Raw genomic sequence first — 19,193 nt, forward strand, 5'->3', positions numbered from 1 at the left:
GCTTCGCCGTGCGAGCGCGTTCCTGGTTCCGTGAGTTCCGCGAAATCGCGCTGATGTGTGCCGTCTATAACATCAAACGCTTCGTCAAACAGTGAAATCCTACGCTGTATGGCGATTCAACACAGCCGTTCGAGACGATGGAGACCGTAGGACCACCGCTCACCCTCCCCATACCGCTCAGCAATGTGTGCAGCCCCGAAGGCCATCACATAGGCGAGTGCGTCGAATAGCATATGAAAAGCGTCGCTGAGCAGTGCCACTGACCCGAAGAGGAGGCCCCCAGCCAGTTCGGCGAGGAATCCCAGTAAGTTGATACCAGAGACTGCAGCCAGTGTTCGACTACTGGTCGAGGATGTGCTATGCTCGTGACTGTGATCGTCTTGTGAGCTGTCCTGACCGTGATCAGGCTCGTGATTGCTCATTGTATCCTCCAGTTACCGTTCTTGTCTTATTAAATCAAATGCTATATATAGCCAAATATTATGTTATTTTTAATAAAATTTGAAGCACTTGTTATTAAAAATTGCGAATGCCGATCTCAAAATCGGTGGCTGGGTATAACGATCTGTAGTGACGTGACTGCCTACTCACCATAGTTGTCCCTTCGAATCACAACAGACTCCGGCCCCTACTCTTCAGTTGATGTCGGTGTCTTCTCCGACTGGTCATCCGAGTCATCATCGGAATCCCAGATATTTCCTGCATCTCCAACGGCACCCGTGAATTCAATCGGACGTAACCAGACATACCACGCGCCGATGACAACGTGGCCATATCCGATTATGAAGACCCCTGTTGCGAGCGTTCCGTATCCTATCGAGACGAGGTAGTTCTCTACAATCCCTGTGAGGGCAAACACTACTACTAACAGCATCGCATATCGCCGTTTCCCGGTGAATAGCTCGTTCATTTGTGTTGTCAACCTTCGATATCGTTTTCTTGGGAGCGGTTCGGTCGGATACGTGAGAGCCGCATTGCGTTGCCTGTCACACCAACAGTCATTCCTGCATCGCCGATCAATACCGCGAGTGCGACGCTTACGTATCCGAGCGGAACTCCAACCGCGAGCAGGGCTTTGACGCCGAGACTGGCCCAGATATTCTGTCGAATGACACTATTTGCATCGTGTGACAGCTCATAGAGGTACGGCAGTTTGGAGAGGTCGTCTCCCATGAGGGCAATATCGGCAGTCTCCAGAGCCGTATCTGTTCCGGCAGCACCCATCGCAATGCCGACTGTCGCGGTGGCAAGTGCCGGGGCATCGTTTATCCCATCTCCAACCATTGCCACACCGTCATACGATTCAAGGAGTTCCTCGACAGCATTGACCTTGTCTTCCGGGAGGAGCTCTGCCCGGAAATCCTCGACACCGACCTCGTCGGCGATAGCTCGGGCAGTCCGTTTGTTGTCGCCGGTGAGCATCACGACTTCCACGCCGAGATCCTGCAGCCGGTCGACGGTCTGTTTTGCATCAGGACGGATATCATCAGCAACAGCGATGATCCCCTCGACTTCGTCTTCGGTTCCAACGAGGACAACCGTCTTCCCCTCGTTTTCTAACCGTGGAACGGTATCTTCGACGAGGTTTAAACAGCCCTGACGATCACACAACTCACGAACCTCACTGCTGAGTTCGTTTTCCGGACCAACGACATGGGCGTGTTCGAGATCGAACCCGAGATCCTCGAAGAACCCAAGCTTACCCGCATAGTGTGGGACTCCGTCTAGGGTCGCCTGCACTCCCTTCCCGGTTCGGCTCTCGAAGTCGGTCACCTCACGACTGGGAACGTTTTTCCCCTCGGCATGGGCGACGATCGCTTCACCGATAGGATGTTCACTTCGCGTTTCAAGCCCGCGAGCGCACTGGAGGACATCCTCCTCACTGTGACCATTCAGCGGGATGATGTCGGTGACCGTCAGCTCACCCTTCGTCAGTGTTCCAGTCTTGTCGACGGCAATCGCCTCGACATCACCCATCGCCTCAAGGTAATTTCCACCCTTGATGAGCACGCCGTTTTTGGCAGCGCTTGTGATCCCTGAGACGACAGAGACGGGTGTTGAAATGACGAACGCACAGGGGCAGGCGAGCACGAGCATCGTGATCCCGTAGACGAACCACTGGGTCCAATTCGCACTGAAGACCAGTGGTGGAACAACTGCGACGAGAATCGCAACAGCGACCATTAACGGCGTATAGATGTCAGCGAATCGCTCGACGAACTGTTCGCGTTCGGTCTTGTTCGACTGGGCATCTTCCACGAGGTCGACGATCCGAGACAGCGTGTTGTCTCCCGCTTCCGAGGTGACTTCGATTTCGAGATAGCCCGTTTCGTTGATCGTCCCAGCAAACACCTCGTCGCCTGGAATTTTGTCAATCGGAACCGATTCGCCAGTGATGGGGGCTTCGTTAACAGCGGTTTCGCCCTCCCGGACCTCGCCGTCCATCGGAATCTTCTCCCCGGGCCGGACGACAACGATGTCGCCGACCGATACCTCGTCGACTGGAATCGTGACCTCCTCACCGTCCCGTTTCACGGTCGCCTCATCTGGCGAGAGATCCATGAGTTCCCGGAGTGAGTTCCGCGTCCGGTCCATCGAATACCGTTCGAGTAGCTCAGAGATGCTAAAGAGGAACGCCAGTGTCGCAGCCTCGAAATAGAGACTTGTTGCAGGCGAGAGAAGGCTTGCAACGATGGCACTGATAATTGCGACACTCATCAGGAAATCGATGTCGAGGTTGCGGTTTCGAGCCGAGTAGTAGCCGTTTCGGAGGATCTCTTGTCCGCCGAAACCGATTCCTGCAAGGAAAAACACCTCAGAGAGCGAAAATATCACGCCAAGCACGTTCGCAACCTCACCGTTGAGGCCTGTTAGTGCCCACTCAACAAGGAGACCAAGGCCCAGAAACACACCGCTCACCGCGGTCTTCTTTGCTCGGAGGCTCCGCCAGACACTCGACCGGTCGTCAGTGTCTCCCTCAGTCGGTGAGTCGAGATCATCCGCTGCCGAGGAGCCAGTGACTTCGTAGCCAGCACTCTCGATGGCATGGACGAATGAACTGGAGTCACTACGGGAGCTATCGTATGCGACAACAACCGTTCCTGATGTTGGACGTGTATCGAACGACTCTATGCCGTCAACGGACTGTATGCTTTTTTCAACTTTCCCCGCACACGAAGGGCAGTCCATCTCAGGGACGTCGAAGGTAACGCTGTGTCCGTTTACCTCGGTCTGTGACTGGGTGTCCTTGTGTCCATCAGGATGATCGTGATTGTGGTCGTGCGAGTGATCGTGTCCGTTAATCGATTCGTTCGATGTGTCCTCGATATCTGGTGGTGGTGAATCTGCTTGGTCGCTCATTATCGGAGAGTAGAGACGAGAATTTATTAAATCGACTGCTATATATCGGCCATCTCTTGGTAGTCCTTATTATTAAAATCGAATTGAGTTAATAACTTGTCGAGCTACGGTGCTGATGCTCACTGCACTGACCAGAACCTATTTTCAGAACCAACCCCAACGACGGAACAATGAGTGACTCCCAGCGGTGGCTTTCGAAACGGGACTTTATGCGAGTAGCCGTAGCCATCGGCGGGACAAGTGCATTGTCTGCTTGTCTCGAACGTACCGAGACGCCAGATCTCCCGCGAGGAACTGACGATCCCTCATCACTGCCTCCCCGGCAACATGCTTGGAACCAATTTCTTGAGCGTGATGACCATGGAAACGTCAAACAGCCACGCCACCACGTTCTCCTGTATGTAGACTACACAGGAGACACACCGACCGAGAGTGAACGCGAAACTGTCGAAGCGGCGTTTACCTCTCTCGAACGTGCCTATCAACGTGGGTCTCACGGTCTGTTATTCACGGTTGGATACTCTCCCTACTATTTCGAGCGTGCGTTCGATTCGGGTCCAGGAGGCGTCGACCTACCGACCCCAGAGGCACTTGCACCGTTCGAAGATCCAACTCCTGATGACCCGGATGCCGTCGTGCATCTCGCGAGTGACTACGCTCAGGTTGTGCTTGCAGCTGAGGAGGCACTCAAAGGCAACCGCGAGACGGTAAACGAGGTCGATGTCACCGATTTGGGTGAGGTGTTTGCGGTTCGGGATCGACGAACCGGATTTATTGGAGACGGCCTCCCTGCGGAAAATCAGGATGTCCAAGGGATACCTGATGATGAGCCCGTTTCTGAAGACGCACCGCTGTTTATGGGATTCAAATCTGGATTCGAAAAGAATCAGGCACCCGAAGAGCGTGTGACAATTCAGGACGGTCCGTTTGCAGACGGAACGACACAACATATCTCCCGAATCCGTCTTCATCTCGACCAGTGGTATGATCAGGACAGTCGTTCCCAACGGGTCGGTAAAATGTTTTGTCCAGCTCATGCAGAACAAGACGCCGTTGAGGGTCCTGGAGACAACCTCGGGAACGATAGCCAGCTTGGGTCGTGTCCTGCACACACGGAGGAGGATGCCCGTACGTCGGGAATGGTCGGTCATGCACAGAAAGTTGCGCGTGCCGAAGACGGTGAGAGACCCGTTATTCTCCGGCGGGACTTCGACACGACCGATGGAGATGCGGCAGGTGTCCACTTCGTTTCGCTCCAGGAATCGATTGCTGACTTCGTCGACACGAAACAAGCAATGAATGGAACCGATGTCGCAGAGAACTCCGCAGTTGGAACCCGAACGAATAACGGTATTCTCCAGTATTTGACCGTTAAACGCCGGGGCAATTATCTCATCCCACCTCGCCAGTACAGATCGCTCCCAGTCCCAAACCCACCACGATAACAACACAGCGGTCTACTGAGGGATACATCTCCGGCCTGCGGTGTCTGCAAATCGGTGCGCCTAACAGTCGACCGACAGTAGGAACAGACAATAATGGCGGAATCAGCAGCACCGACCACGGATACTCGACTCCAGCACGTCGGTGAGGCCGTGCTCGTACTCGCCGGAAGCTATCTAATTGCAGGGATCGTCGTGGCAATCACTGATCCACTGACGGCTGCGGTTGTTGGCTCTGCGGCCGACGGCAACATGGCCAAGATTGCCCGGACGATAATTCAGTATGGGACGGTGATAGGTATCGTTGCCTTCTATTTACGAGCCATCGACACCGATCGGCTTGTGAGGCTCGCGGTCCCCAGTCGTCGTACCATTGGGCTCATCATCGGCGGAACGGTCGTCCTGTTGGGTAGCCAGTACGCCATTAACCAACTCCTCCAGTTGGCAAACGTCGCGCCGGGTGCCAATCAGGCAGTGCTGACTGGCGTCGGCCATCCACTCTACTATTTGGCTATGATACCGGTCTCACTGCTGTTTGTCGGTCCAGGCGAGGAGCTGTTGTTTCGGGGAGCCGTGCAGGGTCGACTTAGCGAGTCGTGGGGACAGTGGCTCGCGATTATCGCGGCAACAGTCCTGTTCGGATTGTCTCATGTTCCCGCAGTAACCGGTGGGTTCGGAGCCCAGCTCTCGTATGCGTTGCTGGCGGGAGTTCTCGGTGTCCTGCTGGGATATCTGTATATCAAGACCGACAACATCGTTGTTCCGGCAGTGATTCACGGCAGCTACAATGCGACACTGTTTGCAGGGCTGTATCTGGGCGAGATCGGCCTTCTTTAATGAGGACAACCCCTCGGTCTAAGAATTTCATAACACCTTCAAACGACCACCTGCTATCTTCCGAGATAAGGTAGCGATAGTAATGGATTACATCAGTACAGAGGTCCCACCGAAACAAGCACCAGCCACTACCTGTGACTATTGTGGTCGACCGTTTGCAGCACAGGATCGCCTCACCCTCCACAAGGGGTTGGCACACTACGGCGTGATCAGTGCTTCCGAGAAGGAGGCGTTCAAATCCGAACTCGCCGACGAAGCAGACGAACTTCGGACCTTCCGTCTCAAAGCCCTTGGAATGCTAGTCATCCTGTATTTCGGACTTCTACTAATGTATGCCATCTTCGCATAATACAGATCTGCCGGTCGATGAATCGGAGACCAAATCGAGTGCCGATCACTCAACAACAAAACTCGAACAGATGCGACTCCGTCGACCGCTTCGCCTCGGAATCCAGTTCGTTATCTGGACCGTTGTGATCGCGTTCTTCGTCGACACTGTGTCTGCGGCGAACGGTCTGACACTGTCTGGTGGATCGCGTGATGAACTCGCCATCCCACAATGGCTCTATCTCGGGACTGGAGGAGCGACTGTTGGTGCCTCTGCACTGCTTGCGAGTTTCGTCACGGATCGGATATTCATCCGCAAGATGCATGAATGGAATCGTCCATTACTGCCGGTCGACCGCTGGGAAGGAGTGGTTACGAAGGTGGGTCGAGCAGTCGGAGTTGTAATTCTCATTCTCACAATATATGTTGGATATATGGGACCGCAACTCCCGAACGCGAGTTTCGCTATCCTCGTGACGTTTGCAGGCGGGCGGGCGGCACTTCCAATGGTCGCCTATCTCATTGGAAACGTGTGGCCGATACTCAATCCGTGGCGGACAATCGCTCTTGTGCTCCCTACCGGGTTCCGGACGTATCCATCGAAGATTAAACGGTGGCCTGCGGTCTTCGGGCTCCTAACGTTAGTCTGGATCGAAGTCATATTTCCCGTCAGTACGGTTCCAACCGTCCTCGCAACGGCTATTGTTGGGTATTCAGTGGTAACCCTTGCAGGTGCAGTCGTCTTCGGCGTCGACCCGTGGTTTGAGAATGGGGACCCGTTGGCTGTTCTCTTCCGGTTGTACGGAGCTGTGGCTCCCATACAACGCCATAATGGTACGATACAGGTGAAGCTCCCTGGCAGTGAGTTAACGGATGCTGAGATACTCTCAGACACATCAGACATAGCATTTGTCATCGCCCTTATTTGGGAACTCACCTTCAGCGGCTTCATCACGACGAGTGCTGGTGCTGGCACCGTTTCCACTCTTGTTGGAATCGTCCCTGTGGAACTCATACCCACTACAGTGCAAGCAACAGTCGTCTATACCGTTCTTTTCGTGGTCGGCTTCCTCGTGTTCTTTGCGGCATATTGGTACGCAGCGAACCTCTCTCGGCAGTGGGTTGGAACGTATGTCTCTACAGAAACACTTCGACGGAGCTTCGCTCCATCACTACTGGCAATTGCGGCAGGATATCACTTTGCCCACTATGCAGGATTGTTTATTTCGTTGAGTCCTGCACTCGTGATGGCCCTCCAGTCACCGTTCACGCCGCTTGCAAACCCGATTGTTCTCACTCTCCCAGGTTGGTTTGGTGGATTATCGATTGCCTCTATCTTGGTTGGACACCTCTTGGCAATCGGGGCAGCACATGCCGTTTCGTATAAGATATTTGCAAGTCGACTGGTCGCAATCCGCAGCCAGTATCCATTTGTTTTCGTTATGATCGGATACACCGTGATTAGTCTCTGGATTATCTCTTTGCCGAGTGCTATTCCACCCTTCCTCCAGTAGTGAACAAATCTATGCGTCTCTCTTTGGTTGAATCAGAAGTCCTAATCTAATCGTCCTATAACTCAGTATATGAAACGGCGAGACGCTATCCGAGCGGGTGGTAGTATTGTAGCCAGTGCAACCCTCGCAGGGTGTCTCGATACCCTTGGATTCCAGACGCAGTCTGCGTGGCGCGATCCTCCACTGCCATCGAATCGTCCAGATGCGGTCTATTACCCAGCAATTGTCGAAGAGATGGGAATGTACGGGATGAAAGAGGTGCCAGCTGAAGGGGTCACGTTCGCACTGATGTTTTCGTATCCGCATCGGTTTTGGACGGTAACTGGATCAAATAAACAGCGAGTCGTCGTCAACTCTGATGATTCACTTCATCTCATGGCTTCCCTTTGGGATACAGAGTCCCAAACCGTTCTCCCGGCAGATATCTCGCTTGAAGTCCTCAATGACGGTGAATCGGTAACACAGCGATCACTGTGGCCGATGCTTTCTCAGACCATGGGCTTCCATTACGGCGACAACTTCAGCCTCCCCGATGAAGGACAGTATACCGCACGTTTGAGCGTCGGACCAGTACAAGCACGCCGAACCGGATCATTCGAATCCCGATTCGAGAACTCGATGGAGACAGAGATCGATTTCGAATTCGACACGACCAACACCTACAATCTTGACCTCCGGCGACTCGGAACAAAATCCGGTGAACGTGGTGCTGTCGAACCGACGATGGAAGAGATGCCTGCTGGCAGAACACCAATGGAATCAGAGCTTCCTGGAGAGATAATTGGAGCGGCTAGTTCGGGCGATGCTACGTTTGTCATCTCATATATAGAGAACGCGAGTCGGTTTGGTGACCGATCGTATCTCGCTGTCTCACCGCGAACCCCGTATAATCGTATCATGTTGCCACTTATGTCTCTGTCCGCCACAGTGGTACGCGGCGGGAGTACCGTATTCGATGATATACTCACTGAGACCCTTGATCCAGTATTCAGCGATCACTATGGAGGAACTGTCGGGCAGCTTCAGTCTGGTGATACAGTAACAGTTAGTGTCGACGCCCCACCGCAGATGTCGCGTCATGACGGGTATGAAACGGCGTTCTTCGATATGCCTCCTATCGAAGTCACCGTCTGATACATAGTGCGAGCGCATACCCGCGTCTTCAGGCGCGGGTCAAGCGGACAATAGCGTGCACTTCCACCGACGATGGCACGGCTGGATTTCCCACCGTGTACGGTAGTTTTAGGATACCACAGAAACATAGTGTGTAGTACGGATGAAGACCACACGGCACGCAACGTACAACCTCAACTACCACATAGTGTGGATACTGAAGTACCGTCAATCGGTACTCGTCGGTGACGTTGCAACCCGTGTACGAGACATCCTCCACGAAATAGCCGACGAGAAAGGGTTGGAGATTATTGACCTCACCGTCCAACCCGACCACATCCACCTGTTCGTAAGTAGTCCGCCGAAACACGCCCCCTCGCTTCTCGCCAACTGGTTCAAAGGCATCTGTTCGCGGAAATATAACCACCGCTACGCCGACCACGACGGCGAGAAAATCAAGTGGGCACGCGGCTACTACGCAGGAACAGCGGGACACGTTTCGAGCGAGACTGTCGAGAAATACATCCAGCGCCACGAGGAGGACGAACAGTGACCGAACTCACCGAGACGCTGGAACTCAAGCTTGTGGAGCCGAACGCCCACAAGCACCGCAAACTCTGTGAGACGAAACAAGCGTACCAAGACGCGCTTGAAGCCGCGTTCAACGCCAACTGCACCACACAGTCAGCGGCCAACGACGTAGTGGTCAACTACGACCTGAGCGGCTACGCTAAGAACGCGCTCAAGAAGTACGTCCCGCAACTCTGTGGCGGAAGCTACGACGCGAAAGAGCTTCACGACGACCACCCTGTTCGGTTCACGAACGAAGGCCCGAAGCTCGACCACAAACCACAGAACGCAATTGAGTGGTACGTCAAAATCCCGCACCACGACGACTACCACCTCTGGTTGCCCGCACGATCGAACCCCGAACAACGGGAGTGGTTGGAAGCGTTGCACGCGGGAGACGCGAAGATGGGTGAATGTCGGCTGTTCAACCGCGACGGTGAGTGGTACTTCCACATCGTCGCTACGCGAGACGTGGAGGAAGGAGAAACCAGTTCGGCGGAAACGCCGATTGGGGTAGACATCGGGGAAGCCTCTTTGTTAACGGTGTGTCACCGTGACAAGCGCGGCTCCCCGACTGCACCCAACCTCTGGAACGACGAAGGCAAGCGAGTCCGACAACTCCGTGAGACGTATTTCACGGCGACTCGACGCCTTCAGAAACGCGGAAGTGAACGTATAGTAGAGTCCTACAGCGACGAGTTGTGGCGACACATCGACCACATCCTCCACACGGTCACATCGGAGGTCGTCGCCTACGCCGACCAATTCGAGAACCCCGTGCTGGTTCTGGAAGACTTGACGCATATCCGTGAGAACATGGACTACGGCGCGTTCATGAACCGCCGCCTCCACGGATGGGGATTCGCCAAGATGCACGCCCAGATTCGCTACAAAGCGGCTGAGAAAGGGATTCGTGTGGAGACAGTGAATCCCGCGTACACCTCGAAGACGTGCCACTGTTGCGGTGAGCAGGGCTACCGTCCGAAGCAGGCGACGTTCAAGTGTTCTAACTTGGAGTGTTGGGTTTCGGAGTACCAAGCAGACGTTAACGCCGCGCTCAATATTGCAGACCGCTACCTCAGCGGAGAGAGTCACTCAAGAGAATACACGAGTGGCGATGACTCGGTTGAGGAAGGGGGACGTTTGACCGTCCTACAAGACAGCCAAGCCGATGCTGACACCCAGCAAGAGACGCTTGGAACGTATGCGTCTTGAAACCTTAGGGCCGCGCTCGGCCTGAAATCCCATGGTGGGATTCCCACGACTTTAGGCGCGGGAGGAGGTCAATCAGAACGCGAGTGTATCGATGATGATGGCGATCAGAAGAGTTCCGAGGTAGGCGTTTGAGGCGTGGAACGCACGGAATGCTGCAGATTCTGTCTGCTCATAATGGAGTCGGATGACTGCCCACAGAAACACAGCACCTAGGGCTACGCTGCCGAGAACATATGTTGCACCCAGTGCATCAACGACTGCAAGGACAGCCGTAGCGAGGAATGTCGCTCCAAGATACCAGAGAATATGACGGCGGGTGGCCGTCTCTCCGCGGACGACTGGTAACATAGGGAATCCTCCTCGTTCGTAGTCGTCCTTGTAAGCAAGTGCCAGGTTGTAGAAGTGTGCGGGCGTCCAAAGGAAGATGACTGTTGCGAGTGCCAACCCTCCGAATCCGATCTCTCCAGTGACGGCGACCCAGCCAATGAACGCTGGGAGTGCCCCCGCGAAGCCCCCGAGAACAGTATTTTGGACTGTGTTCGGTTTCAGAATGAGCGTATAGACGATACTATAAAACACGATAGCTGCGAGACCGAAGGCAGCCGCGAGGAGGTTAACCCAAGCGAACAACCCAAGCGAGGCAACCGTCAGCAGACACCCGAATGCAATGGCATTACGTACGGGCACGAGGTCGGTAGCGAGCGGCCGGTCACTTGTTCGGGCCATTCGACGGTCGACATCACGCTCAAGGACGTGGTTGAACGTGCCACTAGCACCAATAGAGAGGACACCTCCACCGAGTGTCGCTAGGACGATCTCCCAGCTTACTCCTGGACCAGTGGTTCCAGCGAGCGCCATTGCTGCGAACGCGACGAGACAGAGCAACCACATTAGCCGTGGTTTCATCAATCTAATATAGGCGAAAGCAGTCATCTTTGCCCGCGTAACCGAATTGGTCGGCATCGTTACGTTACGCTCCGTTTCTGAAGGCAGTTCATGATCTGGAGACGACGTTGCTGTCGATGGAACGTCCGATGGATCACCCGTTTCTATCTCAAGTGTCCATGCGAGCGCGGCGATGACTCCGGCGAAAATCATCATCCCCACGAGCAGGTGTATCGAAGAGAGATACGTCGACTCGCCATTCATTGCTACGACGGCACCGATCCCGGCTTGAATGACATAGAGGATTCCTGAGATAGCCAGTGCTGTACGCACTCGCTGATCAATCCTGCTGTGCCAGCTGGCGATAACGGTGACTGTACCAAGTAGTCCAACAAACATCGCTGCGAGGCGGTGTCCAACTACGAGATAGCCCGTGACCGATGTCGGGAGGGTCCACCCGCTTCCACAGAGGGGCCAAGCATTGCATATAGTTGTATCTGTCAATGCGGTTGTCGCGCCGAGTAAGAGTAGCAAGTATACTCCAATTGCTGTCGCTGCAAGGAGTCCAGGAAAGCGATTAGTGGACCACGATGTCACTACCTACAAATTCGGTCGACAAACACTTAATCCCGACGCCCTCGTTGAAGAGAAATTCACAGTTACCCGTGATTATCATCAGTATCGACTGACGATTCAAACACCGACACTGATGGGGACCGTCGACCGAATCGCCAGTCGAACAACAGTAAAGCAATGCCAAGCACTGAAAGGGCTAGGAATGTCAACTCGATATTCGCAGCACGGAACGACTCCTGATCAAGCGTATTGTGAAAGAAGAAGAGATCAGCAACTGAACTGTGGTGAACATCGCTAACCAGTTCTCCAAAGCTCCCATCAAAGATTTTCTCAGCATCAGGTAGCAGTGCCCAGATCCCACCGAAATACGCTCCTGTAAGACGGAAGCGAGTGACTGACAGTAGCCACAGGACCGCCAGAATACTCACAAATCCTACAATAAAATGGACGATGGCGAATGACATGTAGTGTTGTCGACAGCGCAGAGACGCTTGGTTAGGACCTTCTTATATCAAATAAGGATACATTACTTTGACAATCTTCGTGTATGTGCAGTTCCTGTTTGTAAATGAACCACGTGACGTGAGCAATATATAGATGAATCCGAAGAATACTGTGACCAAACAATTCATTGAATAGAACTCAGTACAGGAATTTTTTGAGACGTAAGGCGGTATCCTACACACTGAGAATCCGCGTTTCCCCCTTATACTGTGGTGGCTGATGTGTCGACATGGAGCGTCGACAGCTCATCAAGACTGCTGGAATCATTTCGACAGGTGGCGTAACCAGTCTCGCAGGCTGTACGAGTTCGGAGAACGGAAACGGTGATTCTGAATCGACAGGAACCGATAACTCAGGAGACTCAAATACGGTCTTGATGGTTACCGAAGGTAGCGAGTATTATTTCGATCCAATTGGGCTGTTCGTCGAGGCTGGCGAGACGGTTACGTTCGAAATTGAAAGTGGGAGTCACTCGGCGACTGCCTATAGTGAAGACACGAGTTCAGCCTCAGTAACTCGCATTCCAGATGGAGCAGCAGCGTTCAATAGCGAAATTTTGAGCGAACAGGGTGCGACCTATGAACACACGTTCGAAACTACGGGAACGTATGACTACTTCTGTCTCCCACACAAGACCTTGGGTATGGTCGGCCGAATCGTCGTCGGTGAACCTGGCGGTCCTGCTGAAGGAAGTATGCCACCAGACGGACCCGTTCCTGAGAGTCAGACCATCGTCGACCAAGGGAGCGTCTCCTACAGCGATTTTTCCGGGTAGGAGGATATCCAATCGTACCGTCTCTTTATTGCTTCACTAACAAAACGCCGGATCGGAATCCCAATCTGTGAGATTCCGCCATTTGTTCATTGGAGACCCATACCATGATAGTGGCATGATGGCACATGAGCTGTTGGCTGAGATCTACAGTACACCCTCATGACTAACCCTAAACAAGCCCGTGAACGGACTTCAGAAAGACAGACAACTAATCAAGAGTCCGTAGAGGGTGATATCTGTCCTGAGTGTCAGGGACAAATCACTCAAGATAGCGACCGTAGTGAGACGACCTGTGAGAGCTGTGGATTAGTCTTCGAGGAGAATCCAGTCGACCGTGGGCCGGAATGGCGAGCCTTCACCGCAGAGGAACGGGATCAAAAGAGCCGTGTCGGTGCTCCGACGACACAACTGAAGCACGACAAAGGATTGAGTACGACCATCGGCTGGCAAGACAAGGACGCCTACGGCCAATCGATCTCCGCTCGGAAACGCTCACAATTACAGCGTCTTCGAACCTGGGACGAGCGCTTCCGAGCAAAGGACGCACAGGAACGAAATCTCAAGCAGGCACTTGGTGAAGTCAACCGAATGGCGTCGGCTCTCGGTCTTCCTAAACCGGTTCATGAAACGGCTGGCGTTCTCTATCGGCGTGCGGTAGAAGAGAATCTACTACCCGGTCGTTCGATAGAAGGGATGTCGACTGCCTCACTGTATGCAGCTGCTCGACAGCACGGAATACCACGCCGAATAATCGAGTTCGCCGAGGTCAGCCATGTTACAGAAATTCGAATCCAGCGAGCATATCGTTATCTTTCGCGTGAACTCAACTTAGAAATTGAGCCAGAAGATCCGAAACGATATCTCCCACAGTTTGCTTCATCACTGGAAGTAAGCGATGAAGCAGAACAGCTCTCTCGTGAGCTACTTGAAGTGGCAACAGATAACGCAGTACATAGTGGAAAGAGCCCAGCAGGGTTGGCGGCTGCCGCACTCTATGCTGCGACTACCCTCACGAACGAAAAACTGACACAGAAGACAGTGAGTAATGTGGCATATGTGAGTAGGGTCACGATTCGAAAACGATACCAAGAGCTTCTCGAGGTGTACTCAGACCATGACTGATATATTTCTCACGCAACTCACAATCACTTGGCCCTGTTGAAGTCCTCTTATTTCTAGATACCCAATCATGTGAATCTACTGAACACTACACGTGCTTATTGAACGATAGTGTCAGATCGAGTAGCCGCCCACTCAAGCAGCGGTTCGAGTCGCTCTCTAACCGCATACCCTTCCTCAGTAAGCGCATATTCGACTCGAGGCGGAATTTCGTCGTACTGTGTTCGTGTCACTATTCCGGCGTTTTCAAACTCGCTGAGTCGTTTTGAAATCGTCGATGTACTTGCTTTCGAAAGGTGTGCTTCAATCTCAGCAAACCGCATCGATTCATGCGCACCGATGATGCTGATGAGCTGCATTGCGTACTTCCGGCTCAACGTATTGATGATCCCAGTCAGCGGACAATAACACGTTCCGTCAACATCACACGTTGGCGACGACTGTGAGGTAGAATCTGCCATTGCTTTGTGGCCTCGAACTTACTCTATTGCTTTGGACTCCACAGTATAAACACTTCACTCTCCAAAGTGTTTCTATGCCTCAACAGCAGTCATATGATCTCGTGAGTCTCGGCGGGGGAGCGGCTGCCTTCGCTGCCATTACTGAAGCCAATTCCCGCGAACTCTCAACTGCACTGGTCAACACCGGGCTCCCGCTCGGCGGAACGTGTGTCAACGTCGGCTGTGTCCCGAGCAAACACTTGCTTGCGATGGCTGAGACTGCTTCCGAACCAGCACACAACCCCTTCGATGCCGTCAAGTACAGCGACGACGAACCATCGGTAGATTGGGCGGCTGCACTCGACGAGAAAAATTGGCTTGTCGAAAAGCTCCGTCACGAGAACTACGTCGACATCGCTGACCACTTCGAGACCGACATCTACGAGGGATACGGCCAATTCGTCGATGACACGACGATTGAAGTCGTCGAAGGCATGGACAAAGGAGCTCGTATCACCGGCGAGAAAGTACTTATTGCAACGGGGAGCTCCCCGTGGACCGCACCGATCGACGGACTTGCGGACATCAATTACGAGACGAGTGAGACGATACTCGAACGCCGCGTACTCCCCGAGAGTATCGTTCTCATCGGTGGAGGATACATCGCTCTGGAATGGGGGCAGATTCTTCACCGGGTCGGCGTCGATATTACAATCTTGCAACGGTCGGATCGCGTTCTGTCCGGGATGGAAGGCCAACTCGGTCGGGAAATCCAGCGACGTTTCCGTGATGAAGGAATCGAGATTATCACCGGAATCGACTTTGACCGTGTCCGATCTGTCCACGCGAATGACGATGGTTCACTCAATGAAACTAGGGTCGTTGTCGAAACTATGGTCGATGGTGAGAGTCGACAATTCGCCGCAGAAGAGCTGTTCGTTGCAACCGGCGTCAAGCCCAACAGCGAACATATCGGCCTCGATACGGTTGGCATCGAAACGAACGACCGTGGTGCAGTGGTGGTTGATAAACACTTCCAGACGGAGAATCCGGATGTGTACGCAGCGGGTGATGTTATCGGTGAACCCGAGTTAGAAACAGTCGCTGCAAAGGAAGGCAATCACGCAGTAAAAAATGCCTTTGGAAATGAAGAGAAGACGATCAATTACAACGCCGTTCCCGCAGTCGTTTTCACGAGTCCTGAGGTTGCCGCGGTCGGCACAACTGAAGTCGAATACATGGACAACCATGGGACATGTACGTGTCGGACGGTACAGATGGCCGATGTGCCGAAAGCCAAAGCCGTGAAGGACACGCGGGGGCTGCTCCAAGTCGTCAAGCACCACGAGACCGATGAGATCGTCGGGGTACACATGGTCGGGCCACGTGCTGCAGATATGATACCGGAAGCAACGCTTGCGGTGAAATTCGGCCTGACAGTTGACGATATTATCGATACGATTCACCCGTTCCCGACCTTCAGTGAAGCATTAAAACACGCCTGTCAGGCTTTCCGCCGAGATACGTCCACGATGAGCTGTTGCGTTGAGTAAACGACCTGTACTGATCATGTCCGATTGAATCTCGGGTATTCTTAATTGAATTCTCACAAACAGTGTCACTATGTTGGCTTACTTGGTCCAATTCTGTCGAGATGTTGGATGCATTACTGAACTGGCTAAATCGAGTTTCCAATGTATGCAGTCACGGGGTCAGGCAACCGATAATCGTACGCCATATCCCGTCGCGTACGTATGATCTGCTAATGGGAGACGATTCAGTGCCGTCAGGGGACACTCCGGAGTTACAAGATGTCCTTGATGCACTGACAGATCCCGACTGTCGGGCCATTCTCCGTCAAACGGCTGAACCCATGACTGCAAACGAACTCACAGACACTTGTGACATCTCCAGATCGACGCTGTATCGGAAGCTGGATCTTCTCAGCTCAGCATCACTCGTTCGTGAACAGGATTCGATTAATCCTGGAGGAGGCCGCACCACTAGATATGAGCGGAATTTCGAAGATGTGGTAATCTCGATGAACGAGGACAATGCATTTTCGGTCGACGTCGAACGACCGCACCAAACTGCTGATGAACGACTTTCAGATATCTGGTCGACGATGGGAGACGAAATATGAACGGAATAATCATGGCTATCGCCGCAGTCAAGGCAGTCATTCTCATTTTAGGCAGTGGAATCACCTACATTGCCTTCAAAGCATATCGACGGTCGAATGATCCCTCGATCGGTGTTCTCGGTATCGGATTTGGAGTAATTACGGTCGGTGCCTTCCTCTCAGGTGTGGCTAATCAATTCTATTCCGTTACGCTCGAAACCGGTGTTCTGTTTAATAGCGTCTTCGTCGCAATTGGATTAGCGGTTATTCTGTATTCTCTCTATATGCAGCGACATTCATAGGCCTAGCTGTTGTTATTGTAATTATACAGATCTATGAATCGGGTTTTGCTGTCAGACCGATACTCATCACCGTGATACTGACAGACTCGTCAGGTACAAGGGCCCCGCTAGCCAAAATTTTGCAATGCTATCGGACCGGCGACAATCGAAAGATCAGTCCAATGGATGGAGCCTAGAACAGATGGGGTCTGTTCGTCCACTATCGCTCCTCCTGATGACTCTTCTCGCAGTTACCCAAATCCCGGTCGTCTCTGCACATGGGTCGACTGAGACGAGTGTGCTCACTCAGTGGCACGGACTCGCACTCGTTTTTGCTGGCATCAGTTTCGTTGGTGGAGTTGTCCTTTTCAAACGACGGAGTCGTATCTCCCCAACAACCGCCATCTATGCAGTATCCGCTGGAATCACTGTGACTGCATTCGGTGCAATCCTTTTCGAAGGGCTGTCACCTGATCCGGTTTACGGCGCAAGTGCTATGCCATTCCCACGTTCTTGGTACCAACCAATAGCGTTGGGCACTGGGTTTCTAATAATGGGGTTGAGCTTCCTGATAGGGAGGCTGCGTTGGCCGAACCGACCTCGATATACATTCCTTGGTATGTTACTGGGTGCGTGGATTTCATATCCATATCTCATCCCAGGGACGGCCAGTGACACTCACCCACTGGGGTATGCTATCGTCTTGGGGACGCCAGTGTTAGTCGGCTATATCATCTGGAAAGATGCTGGGAGTGTTCTTCGTGCTGTCTATCGTGATCGAGTTGCACGTGGATTTGGGATCGGCGTTACAATTCTCACAGCAATATTCTTCACTACAGTGACTGGCTATCTGACGTTTCTTCCGCAAGAAGGAACAGGCATTCCACACGAAACGACAATAACCGTTCAGTCTGTAAGTTATCAGCTCGTGATGTGGCCAACACTAGAGGTCTATCTACCACATATTCCGCTCTTTACTGCAGCTTCTCCCGGTGTGATAATCGTCGTTGCAATGCTGAGCGTTCTTATCGGGTTAAACGCCATGCTCATCGCCCGTCACTGGCGTATTGAGGAACAAGCTGGGATGACAGAGACTACTGCCGGAAGTGCTGCTGTAATCGGTTCGTGTACCTGTGGATGCTGTGGTCCACTCGTCGCCAAGATTGCGGTGTTGGCAGCTGGACCCTCCATTGCAGCACCTGTATACTGGGTGTTCGTTGATACTGCCTCTCCTCTCGGCGCACTGTTCATCGTTGCCAGCACCGTCCTGTTTGTTGGGACACTCATCTATTCAGTCAAAACAGCGCGTCGACCGGATCAAGATCAGTCGACATCGATACGTCCAGCTGACTGATCTTCCCACTCAACAATCATTTCCAGTGCTGAACCGGAGGAGATGCAAGTCTTGTTTTATAGCTTATTGCATCCTCCTTTTTGAACCGCGAAAGCGTACCCATCACGATGGTTCAGCTGACACTGTGGCTGTGGGCTGGCACACTTGTTGTCGGGGTATTCGCTGCTCACTGGGGTGCCGAACGATTTGCGAAGCCCTTGAAGAAGCTTCGTCGACAGTGGGGTCTGACAGCGGTGGCTGGCGGTGCGTTCGTTGGACTTGCGGTGGCGAGTCCTGAGATCGGTATCAACGTCATGAGTGCAGGATGTAATATTTGTCAATAATGTGCCTTTTCAATATCAAAAGACACTTGATATAGTACTCCCACTCATCGGGCATGAATTCGTCACTATTAGACATTTTACCGGAATTGCTTGAACTGATGCTTTTTGGAATTGGGAGCCTATCGCTCTCGATTGGTGGCGTATGGATTGAACGGACAGCATTCCTAACGGTTCAGGGGGGACAATCTACCCTTGGTGGTTGGGTTGCACTCATTGGGATTTTGGCGTTCTACTTTGCCTACCTCATGTTCACCGACAAGTTCATACCAAGAATTAAAATACTCAGATGATCTGGTAATATTTTGACAGAGCTAGTATTTTTTCAACTACTAATTACGGTGTGTAGTCAGTTGTTATTTTTCACGTACATTCCCATCATAGGACACAGTCTGTGTGCTCCAGCGCAGACTTGAACACAGATACGGCTTTCCATGGA

19 protein-coding genes and 2 pseudogenes are annotated in these 19,193 nt (G+C 52.7%); 15 read left to right on the plus strand and 6 right to left on the minus strand.

The window, feature by feature from the left end:
* A pseudogene (locus NO877_RS18490) lies at window positions 1–95 on the plus strand (IS5/IS1182 family transposase); the annotation flags it as partial.
* A gap of 33 nt (window positions 96–128) precedes the next feature.
* On the opposite strand, the pseudogene NO877_RS18495 reads toward NO877_RS18490, so the two are convergent.
* The 3 genes and pseudogenes from NO877_RS18495 to NO877_RS18505 form a co-directional block, all read right to left on the minus strand.
* A pseudogene (locus NO877_RS18495) lies at window positions 129–422 on the minus strand (cation efflux transmembrane domain-containing protein); the annotation flags it as partial.
* A 206-nt stretch (window positions 423–628) separates the two neighbouring features.
* A complete protein-coding gene (locus NO877_RS18500; RefSeq protein ID WP_256397783.1) occupies window positions 629–910 on the minus strand; it encodes a DUF7996 family protein in 282 nt (93 codons plus the stop codon).
* 8 nt (window positions 911–918) lie between these two features.
* Window positions 919–3,360: a heavy metal translocating P-type ATPase gene (locus tag NO877_RS18505; protein WP_256397784.1), complete on the minus strand. Its 2,442-nt coding sequence runs from the start codon at window positions 3,358–3,360 to the stop codon at window positions 919–921.
* Between the two features lie 170 nt (window positions 3,361–3,530).
* On the opposite strand from NO877_RS18505, the gene NO877_RS18510 reads away from it, so the two are divergent.
* From NO877_RS18510 to NO877_RS18540, 7 genes are all read left to right on the plus strand, one after another.
* Window positions 3,531–4,805: a DUF7405 family protein gene (locus NO877_RS18510; protein WP_256397785.1), complete on the plus strand. Its 1,275-nt coding sequence runs from the start codon at window positions 3,531–3,533 to the stop codon at window positions 4,803–4,805.
* A gap of 93 nt (window positions 4,806–4,898) precedes the next feature.
* Complete coding sequence (locus NO877_RS18515) at window positions 4,899–5,639, plus strand: CPBP family intramembrane glutamic endopeptidase (RefSeq protein WP_256397786.1); 741 nt, start codon at window positions 4,899–4,901, stop codon at window positions 5,637–5,639.
* Window positions 5,640–5,721: 82 nt separating this feature from the next.
* Window positions 5,722–5,988: a DNA-binding protein gene (locus NO877_RS18520; protein WP_256397787.1), complete on the plus strand. Its 267-nt coding sequence runs from the start codon at window positions 5,722–5,724 to the stop codon at window positions 5,986–5,988.
* A 70-nt stretch (window positions 5,989–6,058) separates the two neighbouring features.
* Window positions 6,059–7,480 (plus strand): hypothetical protein, encoded by a 1,422-nt coding sequence (locus NO877_RS18525; protein ID WP_379827679.1) that lies wholly within the window; start codon window positions 6,059–6,061, stop codon window positions 7,478–7,480.
* A gap of 69 nt (window positions 7,481–7,549) precedes the next feature.
* Window positions 7,550–8,614, plus strand: coding sequence for a DUF7350 domain-containing protein (locus NO877_RS18530; RefSeq protein ID WP_256397789.1), 1,065 nt, complete (start codon window positions 7,550–7,552; stop codon window positions 8,612–8,614).
* A gap of 142 nt (window positions 8,615–8,756) precedes the next feature.
* Window positions 8,757–9,146: an IS200/IS605 family transposase gene (tnpA, locus tag NO877_RS18535; RefSeq protein ID WP_256397790.1), complete on the plus strand. Its 390-nt coding sequence runs from the start codon at window positions 8,757–8,759 to the stop codon at window positions 9,144–9,146.
* Window positions 9,143–10,378, plus strand: a complete 1,236-nt coding sequence (locus NO877_RS18540) for an RNA-guided endonuclease InsQ/TnpB family protein (protein WP_256397791.1) — start codon at window positions 9,143–9,145, stop codon at window positions 10,376–10,378. The genes tnpA and NO877_RS18540 overlap by 4 nt, the downstream gene beginning before the upstream one ends.
* A gap of 72 nt (window positions 10,379–10,450) precedes the next feature.
* Here NO877_RS18540 and cyoE read toward each other — a convergent pair whose 3' ends face one another.
* Both cyoE and NO877_RS18550 read right to left on the minus strand, forming a co-directional pair.
* Entirely contained in the window at window positions 10,451–11,860 is a 1,410-nt protein-coding gene (cyoE, locus tag NO877_RS18545) for a heme o synthase (protein ID WP_256397792.1), read from the minus strand.
* A gap of 62 nt (window positions 11,861–11,922) precedes the next feature.
* Window positions 11,923–12,303 carry a hypothetical protein gene (locus NO877_RS18550; RefSeq protein ID WP_256397793.1) on the minus strand — a complete coding sequence of 127 codons (381 nt, stop codon included), beginning with the start codon at window positions 12,301–12,303 and terminating at the stop codon, window positions 11,923–11,925.
* A 416-nt stretch (window positions 12,304–12,719) separates the two neighbouring features.
* On the opposite strand from NO877_RS18550, the gene NO877_RS18555 reads away from it, so the two are divergent.
* Together NO877_RS18555 and NO877_RS18560 are read left to right on the plus strand one after the other, a co-directional pair.
* Complete coding sequence (locus tag NO877_RS18555) at window positions 12,720–13,118, plus strand: plastocyanin/azurin family copper-binding protein (RefSeq protein ID WP_256397794.1); 399 nt, start codon at window positions 12,720–12,722, stop codon at window positions 13,116–13,118.
* 159 nt (window positions 13,119–13,277) lie between these two features.
* Complete coding sequence (locus tag NO877_RS18560; protein WP_256397795.1) at window positions 13,278–14,240, plus strand: transcription initiation factor IIB; 963 nt, start codon at window positions 13,278–13,280, stop codon at window positions 14,238–14,240.
* Between the two features lie 95 nt (window positions 14,241–14,335).
* Here NO877_RS18560 and NO877_RS18565 read toward each other — a convergent pair whose 3' ends face one another.
* The gene (locus NO877_RS18565; RefSeq protein ID WP_142980564.1) at window positions 14,336–14,698 is read right to left on the minus strand and encodes a winged helix-turn-helix transcriptional regulator; all 363 of its coding nucleotides are present in this window, start codon (window positions 14,696–14,698) and stop codon (window positions 14,336–14,338) included.
* Window positions 14,699–14,772: 74 nt separating this feature from the next.
* Between NO877_RS18565 and merA the strand changes: the two genes are divergently transcribed.
* The 5 genes from merA to NO877_RS18590 all read left to right on the plus strand — a co-directional run bounded on the left by merA (window position 14,773) and on the right by NO877_RS18590 (window position 19,047).
* On the plus strand, window positions 14,773–16,230 hold the full coding sequence (gene merA, locus NO877_RS18570) for a mercury(II) reductase (protein ID WP_256397815.1): 1,458 nt from the start codon (window positions 14,773–14,775) through the stop codon (window positions 16,228–16,230).
* 212 nt (window positions 16,231–16,442) lie between these two features.
* Window positions 16,443–16,820 (plus strand): winged helix-turn-helix domain-containing protein, encoded by a 378-nt coding sequence (locus tag NO877_RS18575; protein ID WP_256397796.1) that lies wholly within the window; start codon window positions 16,443–16,445, stop codon window positions 16,818–16,820.
* On the plus strand, window positions 16,817–17,101 hold the full coding sequence (locus tag NO877_RS18580; RefSeq protein WP_256397797.1) for a DUF7521 family protein: 285 nt from the start codon (window positions 16,817–16,819) through the stop codon (window positions 17,099–17,101). The genes NO877_RS18575 and NO877_RS18580 overlap by 4 nt, the downstream gene beginning before the upstream one ends.
* 694 nt (window positions 17,102–17,795) lie before the next feature.
* Complete coding sequence (locus NO877_RS18585; RefSeq protein WP_256397799.1) at window positions 17,796–18,434, plus strand: hypothetical protein; 639 nt, start codon at window positions 17,796–17,798, stop codon at window positions 18,432–18,434.
* Between the two features lie 376 nt (window positions 18,435–18,810).
* Complete coding sequence (locus NO877_RS18590) at window positions 18,811–19,047, plus strand: DUF8151 family protein (protein ID WP_256397800.1); 237 nt, start codon at window positions 18,811–18,813, stop codon at window positions 19,045–19,047.
* Window positions 19,048–19,193 lie beyond the last annotated feature (146 nt).

Origin of the sequence: Halohasta litorea (genome assembly GCF_024494645.1) — an archaeon.
GTDB classification, from domain to species: Archaea; Halobacteriota; Halobacteria; order Halobacteriales; family Haloferacaceae; genus Halohasta; species Halohasta litorea.